The sequence below is a fragment of the Amaricoccus sp. B4 genome, assembly GCF_043226085.1.
Lineage (GTDB): Bacteria > Pseudomonadota > Alphaproteobacteria > Rhodobacterales > Rhodobacteraceae > Amaricoccus.
In genome coordinates this window covers 1,422,197-1,444,175 of sequence record NZ_CP171225.1, presented here as the reverse complement: position 1 = coordinate 1,444,175, position 21,979 = coordinate 1,422,197, and the positions used below count along the sequence as shown (strand labels likewise).

Here is a 21,979-nt window from a genome sequence, read left to right as displayed (position 1 = left end):
CGCGGCTGCCCGCGCCGCCCGCCGGGGTTTCAGCGCTCGGGAACGAGCACCTCGCGCTTGCCGACATGGTTGGCCTGACTGACCACGCCCTCGTCCTCCATCTGCTCGACGAGCCGCGCGGCCTTGTTGTAGCCGATGGCGAGCTTGCGCTGGATGTAGGAGGTCGAGCACTTGCGGTCCTTGGCGACAATGGCAACGGCCTGATCGTAGAGCGCATCGTCGCCATTGGTGTTGCCGCCGAGCCCGAGCACGAGGTCGATCTCGCTTTCGGTCTCCGCCTCCGGCCCGTCCATCACGCCGGACTCGTAGTCGGGCGGCCCGAGCGCCTTCAGATGGCGGACCACCTCCTCGACCTCCTCGTCCGAGACGAAGGGCCCGTGCACGCGGGTAATCCGCCCACCGCCCGCCATGTAGAGCATGTCGCCCATGCCGAGGAGCTGTTCGGCCCCCATCTCGCCGAGGATGGTCCGGCTGTCGATCTTCGAGGTCACCTGGAAGGAGATCCGGGTCGGGAAGTTGGCCTTGATCGTGCCGGTGATGACATCGACCGAAGGCCGCTGGGTGGCCATGATCAGGTGGATGCCGGAGGCTCGCGCCATCTGCGCCAGCCGCTGGATGCAGGCCTCGATCTCCTTGCCCGCGACCATCATCAGGTCCGCCATCTCGTCGACGATGACGACGATGTAGGGCATGGTCTCGGGGTGAAAATCCTCGCTCTCGAAGATCGGCTCGCCGGTATCGTCGTCGAAGCCGGTCTGCACCGTGCGGGTGAAGGCCTCGCCCTTGGCGAGCGCATCACGCACCCGCGCATTGTAGCCGTCGATGTTGCGCACGCCCATCTTCGACATCTTGCGGTAGCGCTCCTCCATTTCCGCCACCACCCACTTGAGGGCGACGACCGCCTTCTTGGGGTCGGTGACGACGGGGGACAGCAGATGCGGGATGCCGTCATAGACCGAAAGCTCGAGCATCTTCGGGTCGATCATGATGAGCCGGCACTCGTCGGGCGAGAGCTTGTAGAGGAGGCTCAGGATCATGGTGTTGACCGCGACCGACTTGCCCGAACCGGTGGTGCCCGCGATCAGCAGATGCGGCATGCGGGCGAGGTTTGCCACCACCGGCTCGCCGCCGATGTCCTTGCCGAGCGCGAGCGGCAGCGCATGGGTGCTGTCGCCATAGGCCTTGGCGGCGAGGATCTCCCGCAGGAGCACCTTCTCGCGGTGATCGTTCGGCAGCTCGATCCCGATCACCGAGCGGCCCGGAATCGTCGAGACGCGGCAGGCGAGCGCCGACATCGAGCGCGCGATATCGTCCGAAAGCCCGATCACGCGGCTGGCCTTCAGCCCCGCCGCCGGTTCGAGCTCGTACATCGTCACCACCGGGCCGGGCCGGATCGAGACGATCTCGCCGCGCACGCCGTAATCGTCGAGCACGTTTTCGAGCATCCGCGCGTTCTCCTCGAGCGCCTCGTCGGAGAGGACGTGCCGCACGATGCTGTCGGGATGCTGGAGCAGCGAGAGGGCAGGAGGGGCATATTCCTCCATCTCGACCTCGCCGTTGAGCGCAAGCTCGGGCTGTTCCTCGGCCCGCGCCCGGAGGCTCTTGCGCAGCGACGGCTTCGGCCCGGCCTTCTTCACCCGGCTCTCGCCCGGTTCGATCAGGATCTCGTCGTCATCGTCCTCGACCTCGAAATCCGGGATGGGCTCCCGGGCGCGCAGGGAGGCGCGCGGTGCCGCGGCGGCGGCCGTCGTCTCCGTGCCGGCCGAGAGCGGCGGGGTGTTGCGCAGCACCGGCGTGCGCTCGGCATCGGCCTCGGCGCGGGCCCTGACGGCGGCGGTGATCTTTGCCATCACGCCATCCTCATCGGGCCGCGCCGCGGGCATCGGCTCGGCCTCGGCGCGCGCCGGGAAGGGGGGGATGCCGCCCGACCGGCGCGAGGGCTTCGGCAGCGGCGGCGCGACGGTATCCTCGGCGCGGCGGGCGCGGCGCTCGGAGGCATAGCTCTGTGCCGAACGCGCGCCACTGGCGACACCCTTCGCGGCGCGGCCGGTCAGCCGATGCAGCCCGGCATAGAGCGTGATCGAGCCGTCGCGGAGATAGCGCAGGAAGCGGCGCGCCTCCTGCAGCGTCACGCCGAGCGCGAATGCCGTGGTGACGATGAACACCGCCCCGAGCGCAAAGCTCGCCGTGAGCAGCGCCGGCCGGACGCCCAGCGGCAGCAGCGTGAGGAAGTTCCCCAGCACCGCATCGCCCAGCATGCCGCCGAGTCCGAAATCGTTCGGCCAGCCCGCGAGCGGCACGTGGGTTGAGGCAAAGGCCGCGGCGGCGAGGATCGCGACCGGGGTGGCGAGCGCCCGGCTTACCGCACGGGTCTCGCCCGCATGCAGCACGAGCCGGCTGCCCCAGACCATGAGCGCCGCCGGAATGCCGTAGGAGGCCCAGCCGAGCGCGCGGAAGAGCGGATCGGCGATCCAGGCGCCCACCAGCCCCAGTGCGTTCTGTGGCGGCGCGTCGGTCGAGTTGAAGAGGCTCGGATCATCCGGCGAATAGGTCCAGATCAGGATGAAGGCGAGGGCCCCGAGACCGAGAAGGATCAGGCCGAGAAGCTCCGTGCCGCGCCGGCGCAGCGCCTCTTCGGTATCGCTTTCCACGAGCGGTGCCCGGCGCTTGGCCTTGCTGCGTGCCGCCATCTCAGACCGTCCTTTCCTGAATGTTGTCCGTCTCCATGACCGTCCGGATCGCCCGGAGCCCGGCTCCGACCTCCGCGGCCTCCGCCACCAGCGCCACGCGCACATAGGCCCGCCCCGGGTTGGAGCCATCAGCCGCATCGCGCGAGAGATAGGCCCCGGGCAGCACCCGGACCCCGGTTCGGCGGTAGATCTCGACCGCCGCCCGCTCGCCGTCGCCCACATCGAGCCAGAGGAAGAACCCGGCCTGCGGCGAGAGATAGCCCGGCATCCCGCCGAGGATCTCGTCGGCCAGCTCGAACTTCTCGCGATAGAGCCGCCGGTTCTCGATCACATGCGCCTCGTCCGACCAGAGCGCCACCGCCGCATGCTGGAGCGGCAGCGGCAGCGGTGCGCCGGAATAGGCGCGCAGCCGCAGCAGGGCGGCGATCGTCTCCGGCCCGCCGGCGGCAAAGCCCGAGCGCAGTCCCGGCGCGCTCGATCGCTTCGAGAGCGAATGGAAGACCAGCACCCGCTCGGGGTCCGCGCCCACCTCCTGCGCCACCTCGAGCGCGCCCACGGGCGCCGTGTCGCGATAGATCTCGCAATAGCACTCGTCGGCGAGGATGCGGAAATCGTGCCGCTCGGCAAGCGCGATCAGCCCCCGCCAGTAGTCCCGATCCGCCACGGCGCCCTGCGGATTCGCGGGGGAGCAGACATAGGCCAGCGTGACCCGGTCGAGCACCGCCGCCGGGAGCGACCCGAAGTCGGGCAGGAAGCCCGTTTCCGCCGTCGCCGGAACCATCACCGGTTCCGCGCCGACGGCAAGGGCCGCCACGCCGTAGCACTGGTAGAACGGGTTCGGCATCATGATCGCCGGCTGACTGCTCGATTTTGTTTCCGGGCAGAGTGCGATGGCGGCGTTAAATAATCCTTCACGGGTGCCGTTGAGCGGCACAACCTGCCGCGCCGGGTCGAGCGTCACGCCATAGCGCCGCCCGAACCAGCCGGTGATCGCGTCGCGCAGCGCGGGCAGGCCCTCGTTCGGCGGATAGCGCGAGAAGTCCGCGACATGCGCGGCAATGGCGGGGCCGACCATGGCCGGCAGCGGATGCCGCGGCTCGCCGATGGTCATGAGAATTTCTGGGCCGCCCGGGGCCACACCGGAAAGAAGCCTCCGCAGCCGCGGAAAGGCGTATTCCGGCAGCTCGGAGAACCGCTCTGGATACTGCATCTGTCGCCTCTGGATCGGGGTCTGTTGCTGCCCCGTTCTCCTTATCCTACCGGCGCGCGCCTGTCCGGTCCAGAGATTTGCGGCTTCCGGCGCGGCGCGGGTCGCCTCGGGCCTTGCGCGCAAGGCCCCGGCCCGGGTTAACATTGCACCTGCGAGCATCCCGGCGCGGCGCAGCGGCCGTCCGGAGCGCCGCTTGGAGATACCCCAGAAAGGATGGACTGCGCATGGCCGAAGACATGACTCGGGAAGACGTGACGGCAATGATCCTGTCGGCGAAGAAACAGGCGGGGCTCACATGGGAAGGAATCGCGGAGCGGATCGGCATGTCGCCGGTCTGGACCCATTCCGCCGCCATGGGGATGAACGCGATGCCGCCCGAAAAGGCGGATCTGCTCGTCACCGCGCTCGGCCTGCCGCAGGAGGCCGCCGCGATCCTCACCGAGAGCCCGACCAAGATCTGGTCCCAAACCGTGCCGACCGACCCCTGCATCTACCGCTTCTACGAAATCGTCGGCGTCTACGGGCCGAGCCTCAAGGCGCTCATCCACGAGAAGTTCGGCGACGGCATCATGTCCGCGATCGATTTCGATCTCGAGGTGAAGCGCGTCGAACACCCGAAGGGCGATCGCGTGAAGGTCGAGATGTCGGGCAAATACCTGAGCTACAATTCCTGGTAGGCCGCGCGGTCGCCACACCACGAAAAAAGGCGCCGCGCCGGAGCGTGGCACCTTTCCCCTGTTTCTCGCGCGATCCGGCGGGGGCGCGCTCGCCCGCCCGGATCAGTCCTCGAACCGGCTCAGGTCGCGCACCGCGCCACGGGACGCACTCGTCGTGAAGGCGGCATAGGCCTTCAGCGCGGTCGAGACCTTGCGCTCGCGCGACGCGGGCTTCCAGGCCTTGGGGCCGCGGGCTTCCATCTCGGCACGGCGCTCCGCGAGCTCGCTCTCGCTGATGCTGAGATTGATTGTCCGGCCGGGGATGTCGATGTCGATGACATCGCCGTCGCGCACCAGCGCGATCGCGCCGCCTTCGGCAGCCTCCGGCGAGACATGCCCGATCGAGAGCCCCGAGGAACCGCCCGAGAAGCGGCCGTCGGTGACGAGCGCGCAGGCCTTCCCGAGCCCCTTCGATTTCAGGTAGCTGGTCGGATAGAGCATCTCCTGCATCCCCGGCCCGCCGCGCGGTCCCTCGTAGCGGATCACCACCACGTCGCCCTCGACGACCTTGCCGGTCAGGATCGCGCTCACCGCCTCATCCTGGCTTTCGTAGACCTTCGCGGGGCCCGAGAAGGTCAGGATGCTCTCGTCCACACCCGCCGTCTTCACGATGCAGCCGTCGAGCGCGATGTTGCCCGAGAGCACCGCGAGCCCGCCGTCCTGGCTGAAGGCATGCGCCTTCTCGCGGATCACGCCGGTCTCCCGGTCGAGATCCACATCGTCCCAGCGCCGGTCCTGGCTGAAGGCGGTCTGCGTCGGCACGCCACCCGGTGCCGCGCGATAGAAGGTGTGCACACTTTCGGCGGAGGTCTGGCGCACGTCCCAGCGGGCGATCGCATCACCAAGGCTCGGCGCATGGATCGTCGGCGACTTGGTGTGGAGCAGCCCCGCCCGGTCGAGCTCGCCGAGGATCGCCATGATCCCGCCCGCGCGGTGAACGTCCTCCATGTGCACGTCCTGCTTCGCGGGCGCGACCTTGCAGAGGCAGGGCACATGGCGCGAAAGCCGGTCGATGTCATCCATGGTGAAGGGCACCTCGCCCTCCTGCGCCGCGGCCAGCAGGTGCAGCACCGTGTTGGTCGAGCCGCCCATGGCGATATCGAGGCTCATCGCGTTCTCGAAGGCCTCGAAGCTCGCGATCGAGCGCGGGAGCACGCTGGTGTCGTCCTGCTCGTAATAACGCCGCGCGAGATCGACCACGAGATGGCCGGCCTCGACGAAGAGCCGCTTGCGGTCGGCATGCGTTGCCAGCGTCGAGCCGTTGCCGGGCAGCGAAAGCCCCAGTGCTTCGGTGAGGCAGTTCATCGAGTTCGCGGTGAACATCCCCGAGCAGGAGCCGCAGGTCGGGCAGGCCGAGCGCTCGATGGTCGCGACGTCCTCGTCCGTCACCTTGTCATCGGCAGCGGCGACCATCGCATCGACGAGGTCGAGCGCGACCTCCTTGCCCTTGAGCACGACCTTGCCCGCTTCCATCGGGCCGCCCGAGACGAAGACGGCCGGGATGTTGAGCCGCATCGCGGCCATCAGCATGCCCGGCGTGATCTTGTCGCAGTTCGAGATGCAGACCATCGCATCGGCGCAATGGGCGTTGACCATGTATTCCACGCTGTCGGCGATCAGCTCGCGCGAGGGCAGGGAATAGAGCATCCCCGCATGGCCCATGGCGATGCCGTCATCGACCGCGATGGTGTTGAATTCCTTCGCCACACCGCCCGCGCTCTCGATCTCGCGCGCGACGAGCTGGCCGAGATCCTTGAGATGCACATGGCCCGGCACGAACTGCGTGAAGGAATTCACCACCGCAATGATCGGCTTGCCGAAATCACTGTCCTTCATGCCGGTCGCGCGCCAGAGTCCGCGCGCGCCTGCCATGTTGCGGCCATGAGTCGAGGTGCGAGAGCGATAGTGCGGCATGGTTCTTCCCGTTGCGTCTTGCCAGTGCGTCTGGCCGGTTCGGCTCAAAGATTGCACCTCATACGCGCTTGGCGGAAAAGAGTCCAACGCCCCGGTGTCCCGCAGCGCGCAAGCCTCACGCCGGCTTGACCGCCCAGGCCAGGTGGATCGGTGCCGCGAAGGCCACGGTACCGTCCGGCGCGGCGAACTCGGCCAGATCCCGCGCGGCCGCCTGCCGGAGCCGCGCGTAGCCCTCCGCGTCGATGAGGTCCGCCAGCGTCCAGCCCTTCACGTCGGTCCGCACCCAGTCCTCGATCGACGGAAAACGGGCGGTTCCGGGCCGCGTTTCCACCGTCACCTCGGCAATTCCTGCGGCCGGGAACAGGGCGGCGAATGCCGCGCGATCCCCCAGCACGAAGGGCGCCCGCAGCGCCGAAGCCGTCCTGGGGCCGAAGATCCGGGTCAGCAGGGCGAGCATGGCGGCATAGCCCGGCGAGGTCTCGACCGCGTCCCAGACCGCCACTGCAAGCCTGCAGCCGGGCGCGAGGACCCGCCACATCTCGCGGAGCGCGGCAACGCGGTCTTCGAAGAACATGATGCCGAACTGGCTCGCCACGGCGTCGAAGGCGGCGTCGGGGAACGGCAGCGCCTCTGCCCGGCCCTCGTACCAGTCGATCTCCGGCGCCCGGGCGCGGGCAACGGCGAGCATGCCCGGATTGCAGTCGAGCCCGGCGACGTGCGCACCGATCCCCGCCCGGCTCCGTGCCGCACGCGCCAGCACGCCGGTGCCGCAGGCGACGTCGAGGAAGGATTTCCCGGGCGCGGCACCGGCCGCCGCCGCCACCGGGTCCGCGAACTGGGCGAAGAGCGCGGGCAGAAAGAACGTCTCGTAGACCTCGGCGGCGCTGCCGGTGAGCTGGCCCCGGCGCGTCGTCTCGATCCCTGTCTCGGGTTCGGAAAGCATGGCATCCTCCGTGTCACGGCAATGGCGGGAGCCTGCGCCCGGCGGCGGGTGTGTGACTACTGCAGGAAGTGTAGTCCGATCCTGCCATCGGCGCGGCGTCGTGCTATCCTGTCGCAGGAGGTCGGGATGCGGAGCTATGGCCAGTTCTGTCCGGTGGCGAAGGCGTCCGAGCTGTTCTGCGAGCGCTGGACGCCGCTTATCGTGCGCGACCTCGCCGCGGGCGCGACACGGTTCTCCGAACTCCAGCGCGGCGTGCCGCTGATGTCGCCGACGCTGCTCTCGCGGCGGCTGAAATCGCTGGAGGCGGAGGGAATCCTCGAACGCCATGTGCCGGAAGGACGCCGGACCGCGACATACCACCTGACCGCCGCCGGGCGGGAATTTGTGCCGCTCGTCGAGGCGCTCGGCATCTGGGGGCGGCGCTGGACGCGGCGCGAACTGGAGGAGGGCGAGATCGACCTCGGGCTGCTGCTCTGGACCATCGAGCGCTTCGCCCGGCCCGATGCCTTCGGGCAGGAGCGGGCGGTCGTCCGGCTCGAACTGAGCGATCAGGCGGAGGGCAGGAACCTCTGGTGGTTCCTCAACGAAGGGGGGCGCTGCACGCTCTGCCTCGAGGATCCGGGCCATGAGATCATGCTCTATCTTTGCTGCGCGCTGCCCGACATCATCCATGTGATCCGCGGCGACGTGTCGGTGCGGCACGCCATCACCGAGGAGAGGCTGGAGGTGATCGGCAGCCATGCCGCGCGGGCTGCTTTCGAATCGTGGCTCAATCTCGGGCCGCTCGCGCAGGTCACGCCGGCGCGTTGAGGTGGCTCACGCCTCGCGGAAATGCTTCGAGAGCTTCAGCCCCTGGCCCTGATAGTTCGAGCCCATGCCCGCGCCATAGATCAGCTCCGGCCGCTCGGCCATGCGCTCGTAGACCAGCCGGCCCACGACCTGCCCGTGCTCGAGCGCGAAAGGAGCCTCGTGGCAGCGCACTTCGAGCACCCCGCGCGACCCGGTGCCGCCCGCCAGCCCGTGGCCGAAGCCCGGATCGAAGAAGCCCGCGTAATGCACCCGGAACTCGCCCACCATGGCAAGATAAGGCGCCATCTCGGCGGCGTAATCGGGCGGCACATGCACCGCCTCGCGGCTCACCAGGATATAGAAGGCGCCGGGATCGAGAATGATGCGCGTGTCGGATGAAGTGACCGGCTCCCAGAATTCCGCCGGGTCGTAATATCCGATCCGGTCGAGATCGATGAGGCCGGTATGCGGCTTTGCCCGGTAGCCCACGACGCCCTTCGCCCGCGGCAGGAGATCGACCGAGAAGGCGAGCCCGCCGTTGATATGCGCCGGGCCGTCCACCAGCTTCTCTTCCGCGTCGAGCTGGCGCAGCGCATCGTCGTCGAGGCGGCAGGAACCGGTGGAGAAGCGGATCTGGTTGAGCCGCATTCCCGGCCGCACCAGCACCGAGAAGGAGCGTGGCGAGATCTCGGCGTAGAGCGGCCCGGTGTAGCCCGGCTCGATCCGGTCGAATTCCGTTCCGCGGTCGGTGATGAGCCGGGTGAAGAGATCGAGACGCCCGGTCGAGCTCTTGGCATTCGCCGTTGCCGCCATGTCCTGGGGAAGCGCGAGGCTCTCGATGAGCGGCACCAGATAGACGCAGCCCTTCTCGAGCACCGCGCCGGCCGTGAGGTCGATCTCGTGCATGGAAAAGCTGCCGACCCGCTCCGCCACCGTGCGGCTTCCCGGCAGGAACGAGGCACGCAGCCGATAGGCGCGCGTGCCAAGACGGAGATCAAGGCTTGCGGGCTGGATCTGACCGGGGACAGGAGGCGTATCGGCGGCGATCCGGCCATCGGCCAGCATCGCCGCAATTCCCTGCGACGGGACAACGCCCATTCCCACCTGGGGCAGGGAATGGAGAATGGTCGGGCTAGCGAGATTCGAACTCACGACCTTTCGACCCCCAGTCGAACGCGCTACCAGACTGCGCTATAGCCCGACACGGAGCGCTTTATAGCCAGCCGCAGCGCGAGGGCAAGCGGAAAGCGCCACGCGGGCGCAGGTTCATTGCGGGAGGCCTTCGGCCATGCGGGTGCGCAGCGCCTGAAGCTCGGCGACGAGCGCCTTCAGAGCGGCCTTGCGGTCCGCGCGCGCGCTGGCCTGCGGCATTTCGTCCGGCCGTGGAGCGTCTTCGGTCCCGTCCGATTCTTCCATCCGCATCTCCCCCTTGGCGGATTGCGAAGCCCCTGCGGGCGCTTCGAGCGTCGCCGTGGTCTCTTCCGCAAACCCCGCCACCATCTGGGGGCGCTCGACGGCGCCGGAGGCATAGACCACACCCTGCGGCACGGACACGTCCTCCGTCTGGGTCTCGGCGATCTCCTCCGCGTCCTGCACTCTGGATCCGAGCCCCGCCACATGGCGCACGCCCTTCTCGCGCAGGATCTTCTGCACGCCCTTGATCGTCATCCCGTCATCATAAAGCAGCCCGCGGATGCCGCGCAGCAGGCTGACATCCTCGGGGCGGTAGTAGCGCCGCCCGCCCCCGCGCTTCACCGGCTTGACCTGGGTGAAACGCGTCTCCCAGAAGCGCAGCACATGCGGCGGCACGTCGAGCACGTCGGCCACTTCGCTGATGGTGCGGAAGGCTTCCGGAGACTTTCTTACCACAGGCCGTTCTCCGATCTCAGCGTTTGTTCCCCGCGTTCACGCGCTCTTTCATGATGTGCGACGGACGGAAGGTCAGAACCCGCCGCGGCTCGATCGGCACCTCTTCCCCGGTCTTGGGATTCCGCCCGACCCGCGCGGACTTGGCGCGCACACTGAAGGTGCCGAAGGAGGAAATCTTGACAGTCTCGCCCTCGACCAGCGCATCGGACATGTGGCGCAGAACGGATTCAACGAGTTCCGCCGATTCGTTGCGGGAGAGACCAACCGCGCCGAACACAGCTTCACTGAGCTCCATGCGGGTCAGTGTCTTGTCGCTCATGGACGTTCCCCTGTTGTACGTGGTCGTACAAGCCTATGGGAAAGAGGGAAAGCAAGTCAATAACATCATCTTGGAACAAGGACTTGGCGGAGCCCTCGCGGCGCTGTTACCACCGCATCACGGCCGCGCCCCAGGAGAGGCCACCGCCGATCGCCTCCATCAGCAGCACGTCGCCGCGCTTGAACCGGCCCTCGCCCGCGGCCACCGAGAGCGCGAGCGGGATCGAGGCGGCCGAAGTGTTGCCGTGATCCTGCACGGTGACCACCACCTTCTCGATCGGCATGCCGAGCTTGGCGGCGGTCTGGGTCATGATGCGCAGGTTGGCCTGATGCGGCACCAGCCAGTCCACGTCCGAGGTCTCGAGCCCGGCGCTGGCAAGGGCGGCCTCGCCGGCCTGGGCGAGCTTGATGACGGCGTGCTTGAAGACCTCGCGGCCCGACATGTGCACGACGCCCGCGGTGCCGGTGGAGGAGGGGCCGCCATCGACATAGAGGATGTCGGCGAAACGCCCGTCGGAATTGAGATTGGTGGCGAGGATGCCGCGATCCTGCGGCCCGCCGGCGCTCTCCTGTGTCTCGAGGATGAGCGCGCCCGCGCCATCGCCGAAGAGCACGCAGGTGCCGCGGTCGGTGAAGTCGAGAATGCGCGAGAAGGTCTCGGCCCCGATCACCATCACCCGCTTCGCCAGGCCCGCCCGCATCAGCGCATCGGCCTGGGCGAGGGCGAAGACGAAGCCCGCGCAGACGGCCTGGATGTCGAAGGCGAAGCCGCCCTCCATGCCGATCGCGGTCTGGACCCGCACGGCGGTGGCGGGAAAGGTCTGGTCGGGCGTCGCGGTGGCGAGCACGATCGCGTCGATGTCGGTCCCGCTCAGCCCGCCATTGGCGAGCGCGGCCTTTGCCGCGGCGATGGCGAGATCCGAGGTCGTCTCGCCCTCGGCCGCGAAATGCCGCCGCCGGATGCCGGTGCGGCTCGCGATCCACTCGTCGCTCGTATCGAGCGTCTTCTCGAATTCAGCGTTTTCTACGACGCGGGCGGGCAGGTAATGCCCGCAGCTGACCGGAACGGCACGAACAAGGCTCACGACCCCGAACTCCCCCGGAGCGCATCCTGCGCTCCCTCGACGTGACTCTCCTTCGCGCCCACCGCCACGCGCTTGACGAGGCGGTCGGTGAACCCGCTTTCGGAGAGGGAGAAGGCGAGTTTGATCGCGGCCGACACCCCGGTCGCATCGGCGCTGCCGTGCGACTTGATGACGGTGCCGTTGAGGCCGAGAAAGACGCCGCCATTCACGCGGCGCGGATCGATCCGCTTCTGGAACCGGCGGAGCGAGGTGAGGGCGAAGAGGCCGCCCAGGCGCGAGAGCGGGCTGTGGGTGAAGGCCTCGCGCAGGAGGCTCCCGATCATCCGGGCCGTGCCCTCGGCGGCCTTGAGCGCCACATTGCCGGTAAATCCGTCGGTGACGATCACGTCCACCCGGTCGGAGGGCATGTCCGTGCCCTCGACATAGCCGATATAGTCGAAATCCCCGGCCGGTCCGGCGGCCCCGATCATCTCGGCGGCCTGATGCAGCTCGGAGCGGCCCTTGTGCTCTTCGGTGCCGACATTGAGCAGCCCGACCCGCGGCCGCACCACGCCAAGCGCGTTGCGGGCATAGGACGTGCCCATCAGGGCATATTTCAGCAGATCGGCGGCATCGGCGCGGATATCGGCGCCCGCGTCGAGCACCACGTTGTATCCGGCAGGATTTCGGGAGGGCCAGAGCACGGCGATCGCCGGGCGGTCGATGCCGGGCGCCTTGCGCAGCGCGAGCATCGAAAGCGCCATCAGCGCACCGGTATTGCCGCAGGAGATGACGGCGGGCGATTCGCCGTCGCGAACGGTTTCGAGCGCGTTCCACATGCTCGATCCCTTCGCACTGCGCAGCGCGCGGGAAGGCTTGTCCTCCATGCCGATCACGCTCTCCGCATGGCGGATCTCGGTGCGCTCGGCGAGGGGGGTGCGGGCGCGAATCGCGCTCTTCAGCACGGCGGCGTCGCCGTGGAGGATGTAGCGAAGCCGCGGATTTTTCTCCAGCGACTTGCCCATGCCGCGAACGATGTCGGCGACACCCCGGTCGCCGCCCATGGCGTCGATCGAGATAACGATGTCGCCTGCGTCTGGAGCCGACATGCCGGTGGGGTGAGTCCGGGGAGCGTCCGTAGTCATACCGGACCTACCTCACACAGGCGTCGTTCAGGCGGCTTCGTCGTCGAGGTCGATTTCCTCAACTGCGGCAACGACTTCACGGCCGTCATAATGCCCGCAGGCGCCGCAGACGTGATGCGGACGACGCAGTTCGCCGCAGTTCGGGCATTCGTTCGGATTGCCGGCCACAAGCGAATCATGCGAGCGGCGCATACCACGCTTGGAGCGCGTGATCTTGCTCTTGGGTACAGCCATTTTTCAACCTCGATGTCACGCGGGCCCCGGCCCGGATCACCCTTGCATTTGCTGGGCACCCGATAACGAATGTTGCGCGACATGTCACGCCCCAGCTTTCGGGATGGCCAGGAAAACGAAGCGCGGAACATAGCGATTGCGCGCGCGTGCGCAAGGGCAAATGCAGGCAAGGTCATGAATTGTTGTCGAGCCTGTCCTTCAGGGCCGCGAGGGCGGCGAAAGGCTTCACGTCCTCGTCCTCGAGCGGCGTCACGCCGTCCTCGGCGAAGACCTGCGGGCCGAGGGCCGCGCCGTCCTTGCGCGGATAGGCCGGAAGCGCGAGGGCGAGGGTCTCGAGTGCCACGAGCCCGAGGTCGATCGTCGGGCGCAGCGGCTCGACATCCTCGTCGTCCTCGGCCGAGAGCATGATGTCGGTCGCGACCGGCTCGGTCATCGGCTCGTAGCGCCGGCGCACAGGCTGGTCGATCCGGGTGGTGACCGGCTCGAGCGTGACGACGCAGGTCTGGATCACCGTTGCGCCGAACGCGCCCTCGAGCTGCCAGCCCTTGCGCTCGAGCGGCGAGAGCCGCCCCTGGAAGCGGAGCTTGCGCAGCGCCTGGGCGCCCATGAGCCGCGCGATCGCCTGAGCCTCGGCCGGCTCGGGGCTTATGTCGAACGCGAAGTCGCCGCCGTCCTGGAGCCGCGCGAGCTCCACGACCCGCGCAAATTCCGGATTGTCAGGTGATGTTCTGGCCAGTTCCCGCATGATCCCCCCGTCAGGACGGCTGCGTGAGCCGATCATCCCAAGTTCCTTGAATTTAGACCATGTGCAGAGTAGGGGAGCAAGGAGTTTTGCTGTCATCAAGGGGATCGGATGCGCCCGACTTCGCTGCGCCGCGCACTTCTCGGCCTGACGATCGTGGGCGCGCTGGCTTCTGCCTGTGCGCCGACCGTCCGGGTGCATGGCTATGTCCCCTCCGAGGCGGACATCGCCACCGTCCGGCCGGGTGTCGACAATTACGAGAGTGTCGAGAAAGCCCTCGGCCGCCCGTCTTCCAGCGGTTTGCTGCAGGACCGCTCGTGGTATTATGTCGAGAGTATCGTCGAGAACTACACCTACCACGCGCCAAGGGTCGTCGACCGGACGGTGCTTGCGGTGAACTTCAACGAGAACGGTGTCGTCTCGGGGCTCACGAAATACGGCCTCGAGGATGGCCGAATCGTCAACCTCACCGCGCGCACCACCGAGACCGGGGGCCGTTCGATGGGCGTGCTGGAGCAGCTCTTCGGCAACGTGCTCAACATCGATGCGGAGCAGCTCAACCAGTGAGTTGGGCTGCCCTGCCGGCGCGGCGGAGGAAGCCATGGCACACGAGTTCCGTCTCAGGGTCTATTACGAGGACACCGATGCAGGCGGTGTCGTCTATTATGCCAACTACCTGAAATTCGCCGAGCGGGCCCGGACCGAGGCGCTGCTCGGCCTCGGCATCTCGCAATCCGAGCTGCACGAGCGGCTCGGCCTGCTCTTCGTGGTGAAGGGAATCGCCGTCGATTACCGCGCGCCCGCCCGGCTCGAGGACAGGCTGGTCGTCCGCACCCGGCTGACCGGGCTCGGGGCCGCGCGCATTCTCATGGAGCAGCAGATCCTGCGCGAGGCCGAACTGCTCGCGCGCTGCGACGTGGCGCTCGCCTGCATCGGACCCGAAGGCCGCCCGGCGCGCATGCCGGCGAGCCTGCGCGAGACGATCGCGAGCCTCAAGGCCGCCGAACCCCGCGACTGACACTGGCCACTGCCGCGGCATCTGCCGGATTGGAGCGCGCATTTTGGCGCATTCCGTGTTATGGTTGTCGCATAAAGAGTGTAAATCCATGACCGAACCGGGGGGTACCGTGGCCGTCGAATTTGACACCCATCTCGCGATCCCGCCCCTTCCGTCGGACTCCCGCCGCGCCGCCCGGACGGCCCTCAGGCTCTCGGGCAAGGTCGCGGCCGCGGGCGGCTTCGATGCCGCGATCGAGGCGGCGGTCGATGCGATATACGCCGCCGGCCCCGGCGATCCGCCGACGGAGCTCCACCGCCTGCGGATGATCTACCGGGATTTTCACACCCGCGACGAGCTCCGCGATCTCGCGCGCGCCAGCCTGCGGCAGTTCGGGATCGTGAAGGCGGGGGGCTAGCCATGTCCTATCCCGATCTCGGCTGTTTCGCGGAATGCCTCGAATGCGATCTCTGCGAGGACGCCAAGGACGACAAGGACGACATCGACCTCTTCGACATCCCCGACGACTTCTTCGATGACGGCACGCCCGACTGGCTCGACCCGGACTGGGGTCCGCCACCCGATCCCGATGACGGGCTGGATTTCGACTTCGACCTGCCGCCCGTCCGCCCGACCTGGGATCCCTGGGGCCTCGAATGGACTGGAGAGTTCTGAATGGCGATGACACGAGATGAAACCACGCGCGCCCTCCGTGCCGCCCGGCGCTACGTCGATCTCTGCGACGCCTACCGTGCCACGAGTGCGGCGCATGACATCGTGCTCGGCCGCATCGAGGCCGGGCTCCGGCGCCGCGCCGCCTCGATGCCGCCCGAGCTCCTGACCGAGCGCATGGGCGTGGTGGCCGAGCGCCGGCTCAACGCGCGCCAGACCCATGCCACCTTCGTCACCCGCCGCCTGCAGGCGCTCTCCCGCCTCGACGAACTCGGGGGCGGATGATGCCCGCCCCGCCCCGGTTCGACGGCATGGCCGCGATGGTCGATGCCCGGCTCTACCAGCCCTTCGCCCGCGAGAGCATCGAGCGTGCCACGACCCGCGTCTGGGTCTGCATGTTCATCTGCGACATCCGGCCCGGCCGCGATGTCGCGGGCCTCGTGCTCGACCTCCTGCTCGCCCTCGAGGCGCGCCGCAGGCTCGGGGTCGATGTGCGGGTGCTGCTCGCCTCGACCACGCGCACCGCCGATATCGAGACCGCGAACCTCGCCTCGGGCATCTTCCTCTCCGAGCGCGGCGTGCCGCTCCGCCGCATCTTCGCCGACGAGATCGACCCGGAGGCCGCGCTGCCGCCCGAACGGCTCGGTTCGCACGCGAAATTCGCCATTTTCGACGATCTCGCCCTCGTCGGCAGCGCGAACTGGACCGATGACGCCTTCCGCGAGAATTTCGAGGAAACGGTCGCGCTCACCGGCGGCGGGGTAGACCTGCTCTGCGCCGAGTTCCTCCGCCTCTGGCGCAATGGACGGGGGATGCCGCGCCATGCCGCTTGAGCCCGCCACCGTCGCCCCGCTCATCGCCCTCTGGTCCGCGGCGCTCGCCACCCCCTGGACCGCGGCGGAGAAGGATGCCGTCGCCGCCAGCCTCGGCGCGATCGCGGGCCATCTCGTGCCGCACCGCGTCGATGATGTCGCGCTCACGGAGCTGCGCTGGCAGGCCTTCCTCCTGCGCCGGACACTGGCCGCGGTCGAGGCGCCGCTCGTCACCGCGGCGGCGGGTCTCCGGCGCTATTACCGCATCACGCCGCCGAAACGCCGCGCCGACGGGGCGGGTCCGGCGATCGGCCTGCAATCGGCGACGCGCGCCGAGCTCGACACCCTGCCCGGCATCGGGGCGGCGCGGGCCGAGGACATTGCGCGCTATCTCGCCCGGCATCCGCGGCCCGACGGCATGGCGGAACTGGCCGCGATCCCGGGCATCGGCCCGGAGACGGTGGAGGGGCTCGCGGACGCGGCCTATCTCGAACCCGCCGTGCCGATGATCGTCATCGACGGTCTGGCCGATTTCGCGGAAGCCCCGGGCATCCCGGCGCTTCTGCGCCTGCTCGAGACGGGTGATGCCCATGTCTTCACCGGCGATCACACCACGCGCCTGCGCCGCGGCGCCCCCGGCGGCACCCCGGCCGCGCGCTTTCTCGCCTTTCTCGACGATGTCGCCGAGCGCGCCTGGCGGGCGGCCGTCCCCGCCGAGGGCATTCTGGCGAGCGATGCCGCCGCCGAGCTCGACCGCGGCGCGCTCCATGCCGCCCTCCGTCAGCAGATGCACCCGGCGCCCGGCACGCTGCTCGTCAATGCCGCGTATGCGGTCGCGGTCCGGGCCGCGCTCGAGGCCGCGCAGACACGCGTCGATCTGATGATGTTCGTCGCGACCGGTTCGGCCGGGGTGGATGGCGCGCCGGGGCCGAAGGATCTCGTCGAGGCGCTGCTGGCGGCCAACGCGCGCGGCGTCGCGGTGCGCGTGATCCTCGATCAGGACGACGACGGCTATCCCTACAACAGCGCACATATCAACGCCGGGCTCTTCAACCAGCTCAAGGCCGCGGGCATCGCGGTGAAGTTCGACGAGAAGGACGTGCTGCTCCATTCCAAGCTCTGCGTCATCGATGGCGCGACGGTCTTCGTCGGCGCGCACAACTGGACGCGGGCGGGGATCTTCGGCATCCACGATCTCAGCGTCGGGCTCGAAAGCCCGGCGCTCGCCCAGGACTATGCCGCCCGCTTCGAGACCGTCTGGGCCGCGCTGCCGGGCTGATCCGGCGCCCCGGCGCAGGGCAGGGCGCCTCTCACGAAGATGTGTCGCCGGCGCCTCCGGGGCGGCGCGCGGCCCCGAGATCCCGCGCGCCCGCCCGCGGCGTTGCAAAACAGGCCCCTGCCGGATGCGGGGCGCCCCGCGCACGCCCTCCGGGCCCGGAGGCGCCGCGTCGCTGCGTCAGGCTGGACAAGCCGCGGGTTTTTCTCCACAAGGCGCAAAATTCGGTTTAGTATGCCACCAAAGCGCCGGATCAACCGGCGGATGTGTTACAGGCAAGCATCAGCAGGCTCCCCTCATGGAAGATACTCTCGCCGCCGCGCAGCAGATCGACTTCTCGCTGTGGGCGCTGTTCCTGCGAGCCACGTTCTCGGTCAAGATCGTGATGCTCCTTCTGATCATCGCGTCCTTCTGGTCGTGGTCGATCATCATCCAGAAGATCCTCGACCTTCGCCGCGCCCGCGCGGATGCCGAGGCCTTCGAGGAAACATTCTGGTCGGGCGAGCCGCTCGACACCGTCTATGAGCGCATCGGCCCCGAGCCGCCCGAGGCGGCGGCGCGCGTCTTCGCCGCCGGCATGACCGAGTGGCAGCGCTCGCACCGCAAGGACGGCGGCCTCATCGCCGGCACCCAGGCCCGCATCGAGCGGGCGATGAACGTCGCGATCGGCCGCGAGGCAAGCGCGCTCGGCCGCGGGCTCAACTTCCTCGCGACCGTCGGCTCCGTCGCCCCCTTCGTCGGCCTCTTCGGCACGGTCTGGGGCATCAAGAACGCCTTCGAGGAGATCGCGCTCCAGCAGAGCACGAACCTCGCGGTCGTGGCACCGGGCATCGCCGAGGCGCTGCTCGCGACCGGCCTCGGCCTGCTCGCGGCCATTCCGGCGGTCATCTTCTACAACAAGCTCAGCCAGGAGACCGACGCGGTCATCGGCAGCTACGAGGGCTTTGCCGACGAGTTCGCGATGATCCTCTCGCGCCAGCTCGACCAGCAGGCCGGAGGCTGACATGGGCATGAGCGTGCAGACGGCCCGGGCGCGGAGGGGGGGATCCCGCCGTGGCGGGCGCCGGCCGATGGCCGAGATCAACGTGACCCCGATGGTCGACGTGATGCTGGTGCTGCTCATCATCTTCATGGTCGCCGCGCCGCTGCTCACCGTCGGCGTGCCGATCGAGCTGCCGAAGACCGCCGCCGCGCCGCTGCCCTCCGAGCGCGAGGAGCCGCTCACCCTCTCGCTCACCGCCGACGGCGGCATCCTCGTGCAGAATTCCGAGGTCGCGCGCGCGGAGCTCATCCCGCTGCTCCAGGCCGTCTCGAAGGAGCGCGACAGCGAGAAGGTCTACCTCCGCGCCGATGGCGCCATCCCCTATGAGGAGGTCATGCAGGTGATGGGTGCGCTCAACGCCAGCGGCTTCCACGACATCGGGCTCGTGACCGAGCAGGGCGGGCCCCGCTTCGACGGAAAGGACGGCTCGTCCGGGAATTGATGAAACCAGGCACGCTGATCTCGGGGGCGGCCCATGGCGCGCTGATCGCGGCTGCGATCTTCGGCCTGCCCTGGCTATCTCCCCGCGACCGGGAGCCGGTCTCCGTGACCTCGGTGAGCTTCGTGACCGATGCGGAGTTCGAGGCCGCGCAGTCGGCCGCCTCCGCGCCGCCCGGCGGCGGCGAGGTGGTCCTGCCGCCCGAGGTCGCCGAGGAGCCCCCGCTTCCCGTCATCACCCCGCCCGAGCGGCCCGCCGAGACGCCCGCACCGGCGCCGTCGGACGCGCCGGCCGAGGCCGAACGCGCGCCGCTCTCGCCGCGCTTCAACCCCGAGGCGCCGCTCTCGGCCCCGAGCACGGATTTCGCCGCCGTCTCGCCCGACCAGGTAAGCCCCGCTCCGCCGAGCGCCGTCGAGGCGCCGCGGCCGCGGCCGGTCGCGCGCATCGCGCCCGAACCGACCCCGCCGCCGCCCGACGCGCTGCCCGAGGCCGAGACCGTGCAGCGCGATACCGCGCCCGAGCCCGACATCGAGGTTGCCGTGCCGCAGGAGGAAGAGGCCGCGCCGCCCGAGACCGCGCCCGAGCCGGTGGCCGAGCCCGCGCCCAAGGCGCCGCTCGCGCTCGCCTCTTCGGCCCGGCCGCGCTCGCGCCCCGAAGCGGTCTCCCGCACCCAGCAGGCCACGCCGACGCCGCCGGCGCCCGAACCGCAGCGGGAAACCCCGCGCGAGACCCCGGCCGCACCCGCGCCGAGCCGCGAATCCCAGCTCGCCGATCTCGTGGCGCAGGCCACCGCGCCGACCCAGCCGAGCGTCACGCCGCCGACCGAGCCGACGCCGGGGCAGGGCGGTGTCTCCGGCCCGCCGATGTCGGCGGGCGAGAAGGAGGGGCTGCGCCTCGCGGTCCAGCGCTGCTGGAACCTGCCCGCGGGCCTGCGCGACGCCCAGGAGCTCAAGGTGACGCTCGCCGCCGAGCTCACCGTGACCGGCGACGTGATCAGCGGCTCGATCCGCCTCGTCGAGCCGAACCCGGTGCCGGACGCGCGCTACCAGAGCGCCTTCGACGCCGGCCGCCGCGCGCTGTTGCGCTGCGCCCCCTATTCGAACCTGCCCGCCGACAAGTATGGTCAGTGGCGCGACATTGAAGTCGTCTTCAATCCCGAGGGAATGGTCTCATGGTGAACAGCTTCCGGCGCAGCCTCGTTCTCGGCCTGCCCGCCAGCCTCGCGCTCCTGCCCTTCGCGGCCGCGGCCCAGTCGCCGCTCCGCATCGAGATCACCGAGGGCGTGATCGAGCCGATGCCCTTCGCGGCGCCGACCTTCGTTGCCGATACGCCGGAGGCCGCGCAGATGGCCGCGCAGATCACCCAGGTGGTCACGGCCGATCTCACCGGCTCCGGTCTCTTCCGCGAGATCCCGGCGGCGGCCCATATCGGCCGGATCTCGAATTTCGACGCGCCCATCCGCTTCTCCGACTGGAGCGCGATCAACGCGCAGGCGCTGGTGACCGGCGCGGTGCGCCAGTCCGGCGACCGCATCGCGGTGCGCTTCCGCCTCTGGGATGTCTTCGCCCAGGCCCCGCTCGGCGAGGGCCTGCAGTTCGAGGGCACCACCACCGCCTGGCGCCGCCTCGGCCACAAGGTCGCCGATGCGGTCTATGCGCGCCTGACCGGCGAGAGCGGCTATTTCGACAGCCGCGTCGCCTATATCGCCGCGAGCGGCCCGAAGGCGCAGCGCCGCAAGCAGCTCGCCATCATGGATTACGACGGGGCCAATGCGGTGACGCTGACCGACGGCAACGCCCTCGTGCTCACCCCGCGCCTCTCGCCCTCCGCGCGCCAGATCCTCTACACGAGCTACGAGAAGGGCGCCCCGATGATCTTCCTCATCGAGGCGAACGGCCGCCGCCGCCAGGTGCTGACGGATGTCCAGGGCATGACCTTCGCCCCCCGCTTCTCCCAGGACGAGAGCCGCGTGGTCTTCTCGCTCGCCACCGGCGCGGGCGCCAACATCTTCGTCGCCGATCTCTCGGGCCGCCGGCGCAGCCAGCTCACCGACACCTCCTCCATCGACACCTCGCCCTGCTTCTCGCCCGATGGCGGCCAGATCGTCTTCGAGAGCGATCGCGCCGGCACCCAGCAGCTCTACGTCATGGGCTCCACCGGCGGCTCGGCCAAACGCATCAGCTTCGGCGAGGGCCGCTACGCCACGCCCGTGTGGTCGCCCCGCGGCGACCGCATCGCGTTTACCAAGATCGTCGGCGGCCGTTTCCATATCGGCGTGATGAGTCCAGACGGCTCGAACGAGAAGCTCCTGACGGCAAGCTACATCGACGAGGGCCCGACCTGGGCGCCGAACGGCCGCGTGCTCATGTTCTTCCGCGAAACCCCGGGGGAGCAGGGCGGCCCGCAGATCTATTCGGTGGACATCACCGGCCGCAATCTCCGCCAGGTGCCGACGGCGGGCTTCGCCTCGGACCCCTCCTGGTCCGGTCTTCTCGCATGATCGCGCGCCGGGCCCGCTCCGGGCCGGCGCCAGAACGAAGGGACGTGACAAAGATGAAATTCCACACCGGCGGCCTCCTCGCCCTCTCGATCCTCGTCGCGGCCTGTTCCGGCCGGGGCGACGTGACCGTCCCCACGGGCACCGGCTTCAGCGGCACCGACGGCACGATCGGTGTCGAGGGCATGGGCGGGGGCTACGGCGCGGGCGGCGTCGGCAGCTCGACGCTCCCCGGCACCCAGATCAGCGACCGGGTGCTCTTCACCGTTGACCAGAGCTCGCTCAGCGCCGAGGCGATCGGCACCCTCAACCAGCAGATCTCCTGGCTGTCGCAGAATCCCGGCGCGCCGATCCTGATCGAGGGCCATGCCGACGAGCGCGGCACCGGCGAATACAACATGGCGCTGGGCGCCAGCCGCGCGAGCGCCGTGCGCAACTACATGGTGTCGCAGGGCATTCCCGACCAGCGGATCTCGATCATCACCTATGGCCGCGAACGCCCCGTCGCCACCTGCCCGAGCGAAAGCTGCTGGGCGCAGAACCGCCGGGCTGTCACGGTTGTGACTGGCGGCGCCGGGTCCTGATCCGCTATCAAGGCCGCATGAAAGTG

The 21,979-nt window shown here is 69.1% G+C and carries 25 protein-coding genes and 1 tRNA gene; 14 read left to right on the top strand and 12 right to left on the bottom strand.

The features are described 5' to 3' along the window. Positions 1-29: 29 nt before the first annotated feature. On the bottom strand, positions 30-2,690 hold the full coding sequence (locus ACF66B_RS06975; protein ID WP_111430837.1) for a DNA translocase FtsK: 2,661 nt from the start codon (positions 2,688-2,690) through the stop codon (positions 30-32). Position 2,691: 1 nt separating this feature from the next. Then, entirely contained in the window at positions 2,692-3,900 is a 1,209-nt protein-coding gene (locus ACF66B_RS06970; RefSeq protein WP_111430838.1) for an aminotransferase class I/II-fold pyridoxal phosphate-dependent enzyme, read from the bottom strand. Between the two features lie 224 nt (positions 3,901-4,124). On the opposite strand from ACF66B_RS06970, the gene cynS reads away from it, so the two are divergent. After that, positions 4,125-4,577 carry a cyanase gene (cynS, locus tag ACF66B_RS06965; protein WP_392664455.1) on the top strand — a complete coding sequence of 151 codons (453 nt, stop codon included), beginning with the start codon at positions 4,125-4,127 and terminating at the stop codon, positions 4,575-4,577. 102 nt (positions 4,578-4,679) lie between these two features. On the opposite strand, the gene ilvD is transcribed toward cynS, so the two are convergent. Together ilvD and ACF66B_RS06955 are read right to left on the bottom strand one after the other, a co-directional pair. Continuing rightward, entirely contained in the window at positions 4,680-6,530 is a 1,851-nt protein-coding gene (ilvD, locus tag ACF66B_RS06960) for a dihydroxy-acid dehydratase (RefSeq protein ID WP_111430839.1), read from the bottom strand. 115 nt (positions 6,531-6,645) lie between these two features. After that, positions 6,646-7,473, bottom strand: a complete 828-nt coding sequence (locus ACF66B_RS06955) for a methyltransferase domain-containing protein (RefSeq protein WP_111430840.1) — start codon at positions 7,471-7,473, stop codon at positions 6,646-6,648. A gap of 126 nt (positions 7,474-7,599) precedes the next feature. On the opposite strand from ACF66B_RS06955, the gene ACF66B_RS06950 reads away from it, so the two are divergent. Beyond that, positions 7,600-8,283 carry a helix-turn-helix domain-containing protein gene (locus ACF66B_RS06950; RefSeq protein ID WP_162683344.1) on the top strand — a complete coding sequence of 228 codons (684 nt, stop codon included), beginning with the start codon at positions 7,600-7,602 and terminating at the stop codon, positions 8,281-8,283. A 6-nt stretch (positions 8,284-8,289) separates the two neighbouring features. Here ACF66B_RS06950 and ACF66B_RS06945 read toward each other — a convergent pair whose 3' ends face one another. The 8 genes from ACF66B_RS06945 to ACF66B_RS06910 all read right to left on the bottom strand — a co-directional run bounded on the left by ACF66B_RS06945 (position 8,290) and on the right by ACF66B_RS06910 (position 13,673). Continuing rightward, the gene (locus ACF66B_RS06945) at positions 8,290-9,360 is read right to left on the bottom strand and encodes a 2'-deoxycytidine 5'-triphosphate deaminase (protein ID WP_111430842.1); all 1,071 of its coding nucleotides are present in this window, start codon (positions 9,358-9,360) and stop codon (positions 8,290-8,292) included. A gap of 26 nt (positions 9,361-9,386) precedes the next feature. Beyond that, positions 9,387-9,463: transfer RNA gene (locus ACF66B_RS06940), tRNA-Pro, on the bottom strand. Positions 9,464-9,528: 65 nt separating this feature from the next. Next, positions 9,529-10,131 carry a MerR family transcriptional regulator gene (locus ACF66B_RS06935; protein ID WP_111430843.1) on the bottom strand — a complete coding sequence of 201 codons (603 nt, stop codon included), beginning with the start codon at positions 10,129-10,131 and terminating at the stop codon, positions 9,529-9,531. 16 nt (positions 10,132-10,147) lie between these two features. Beyond that, on the bottom strand, positions 10,148-10,450 hold the full coding sequence (ihfA, locus tag ACF66B_RS06930) for an integration host factor subunit alpha (RefSeq protein WP_111430844.1): 303 nt from the start codon (positions 10,448-10,450) through the stop codon (positions 10,148-10,150). A gap of 106 nt (positions 10,451-10,556) precedes the next feature. Next, positions 10,557-11,534, bottom strand: a complete 978-nt coding sequence (locus tag ACF66B_RS06925) for a beta-ketoacyl-ACP synthase III (protein ID WP_111430845.1) — start codon at positions 11,532-11,534, stop codon at positions 10,557-10,559. Then, positions 11,531-12,622: a phosphate acyltransferase PlsX gene (gene plsX / locus ACF66B_RS06920; protein ID WP_392664448.1), complete on the bottom strand. Its 1,092-nt coding sequence runs from the start codon at positions 12,620-12,622 to the stop codon at positions 11,531-11,533. The genes ACF66B_RS06925 and plsX overlap by 4 nt, the downstream gene beginning before the upstream one ends. Before the next feature lie 63 nt (positions 12,623-12,685). Continuing rightward, positions 12,686-12,892: a 50S ribosomal protein L32 gene (rpmF, locus tag ACF66B_RS06915; RefSeq protein WP_111430847.1), complete on the bottom strand. Its 207-nt coding sequence runs from the start codon at positions 12,890-12,892 to the stop codon at positions 12,686-12,688. Positions 12,893-13,064: 172 nt separating this feature from the next. Further along, positions 13,065-13,673, bottom strand: coding sequence for a YceD family protein (locus ACF66B_RS06910; RefSeq protein ID WP_392664445.1), 609 nt, complete (start codon positions 13,671-13,673; stop codon positions 13,065-13,067). A gap of 72 nt (positions 13,674-13,745) precedes the next feature. On the opposite strand from ACF66B_RS06910, the gene ACF66B_RS06905 reads away from it, so the two are divergent. From ACF66B_RS06905 to pal, 12 genes are all read left to right on the top strand, one after another. After that, positions 13,746-14,201: an outer membrane protein assembly factor BamE gene (locus tag ACF66B_RS06905; RefSeq protein WP_111430848.1), complete on the top strand. Its 456-nt coding sequence runs from the start codon at positions 13,746-13,748 to the stop codon at positions 14,199-14,201. A 34-nt stretch (positions 14,202-14,235) separates the two neighbouring features. After that, entirely contained in the window at positions 14,236-14,652 is a 417-nt protein-coding gene (ybgC, locus tag ACF66B_RS06900) for a tol-pal system-associated acyl-CoA thioesterase (protein ID WP_111430849.1), read from the top strand. An 88-nt stretch (positions 14,653-14,740) separates the two neighbouring features. Then, the gene (locus ACF66B_RS06895; RefSeq protein ID WP_111430850.1) at positions 14,741-15,049 is read left to right on the top strand and encodes a hypothetical protein; all 309 of its coding nucleotides are present in this window, start codon (positions 14,741-14,743) and stop codon (positions 15,047-15,049) included. Positions 15,050-15,051: 2 nt separating this feature from the next. Then, complete coding sequence (locus ACF66B_RS06890) at positions 15,052-15,306, top strand: hypothetical protein (RefSeq protein ID WP_111430851.1); 255 nt, start codon at positions 15,052-15,054, stop codon at positions 15,304-15,306. Further along, positions 15,307-15,588, top strand: coding sequence for a hypothetical protein (locus ACF66B_RS06885; RefSeq protein ID WP_111430852.1), 282 nt, complete (start codon positions 15,307-15,309; stop codon positions 15,586-15,588). Further along, the gene (locus ACF66B_RS06880) at positions 15,588-16,136 is read left to right on the top strand and encodes a phospholipase D family protein (RefSeq protein WP_162683345.1); all 549 of its coding nucleotides are present in this window, start codon (positions 15,588-15,590) and stop codon (positions 16,134-16,136) included. Before ACF66B_RS06885 ends, ACF66B_RS06880 begins: the two co-directional genes overlap by 1 nt. Then, positions 16,126-17,394 carry a phospholipase D-like domain-containing protein gene (locus ACF66B_RS06875; protein WP_162683346.1) on the top strand — a complete coding sequence of 423 codons (1,269 nt, stop codon included), beginning with the start codon at positions 16,126-16,128 and terminating at the stop codon, positions 17,392-17,394. The genes ACF66B_RS06880 and ACF66B_RS06875 overlap by 11 nt, the downstream gene beginning before the upstream one ends. A gap of 295 nt (positions 17,395-17,689) precedes the next feature. After that, positions 17,690-18,394: a protein TolQ gene (tolQ, locus tag ACF66B_RS06870; RefSeq protein WP_111430855.1), complete on the top strand. Its 705-nt coding sequence runs from the start codon at positions 17,690-17,692 to the stop codon at positions 18,392-18,394. A gap of 1 nt (position 18,395) precedes the next feature. Further along, the gene (gene tolR / locus ACF66B_RS06865) at positions 18,396-18,875 is read left to right on the top strand and encodes a protein TolR (protein WP_111430856.1); all 480 of its coding nucleotides are present in this window, start codon (positions 18,396-18,398) and stop codon (positions 18,873-18,875) included. After that, a complete protein-coding gene (locus ACF66B_RS06860; RefSeq protein WP_111430857.1) occupies positions 18,875-20,050 on the top strand; it encodes a hypothetical protein in 1,176 nt (391 codons plus the stop codon). Before tolR ends, ACF66B_RS06860 begins: the two co-directional genes overlap by 1 nt. Beyond that, on the top strand, positions 20,044-21,372 hold the full coding sequence (tolB, locus tag ACF66B_RS06855; protein ID WP_111430858.1) for a Tol-Pal system beta propeller repeat protein TolB: 1,329 nt from the start codon (positions 20,044-20,046) through the stop codon (positions 21,370-21,372). The genes ACF66B_RS06860 and tolB overlap by 7 nt, the downstream gene beginning before the upstream one ends. 53 nt (positions 21,373-21,425) lie before the next feature. Then, a complete protein-coding gene (gene pal, locus ACF66B_RS06850) occupies positions 21,426-21,953 on the top strand; it encodes a peptidoglycan-associated lipoprotein Pal (RefSeq protein ID WP_111430859.1) in 528 nt (175 codons plus the stop codon). The last annotated feature ends 26 nt before the right edge of the window (positions 21,954-21,979 follow it).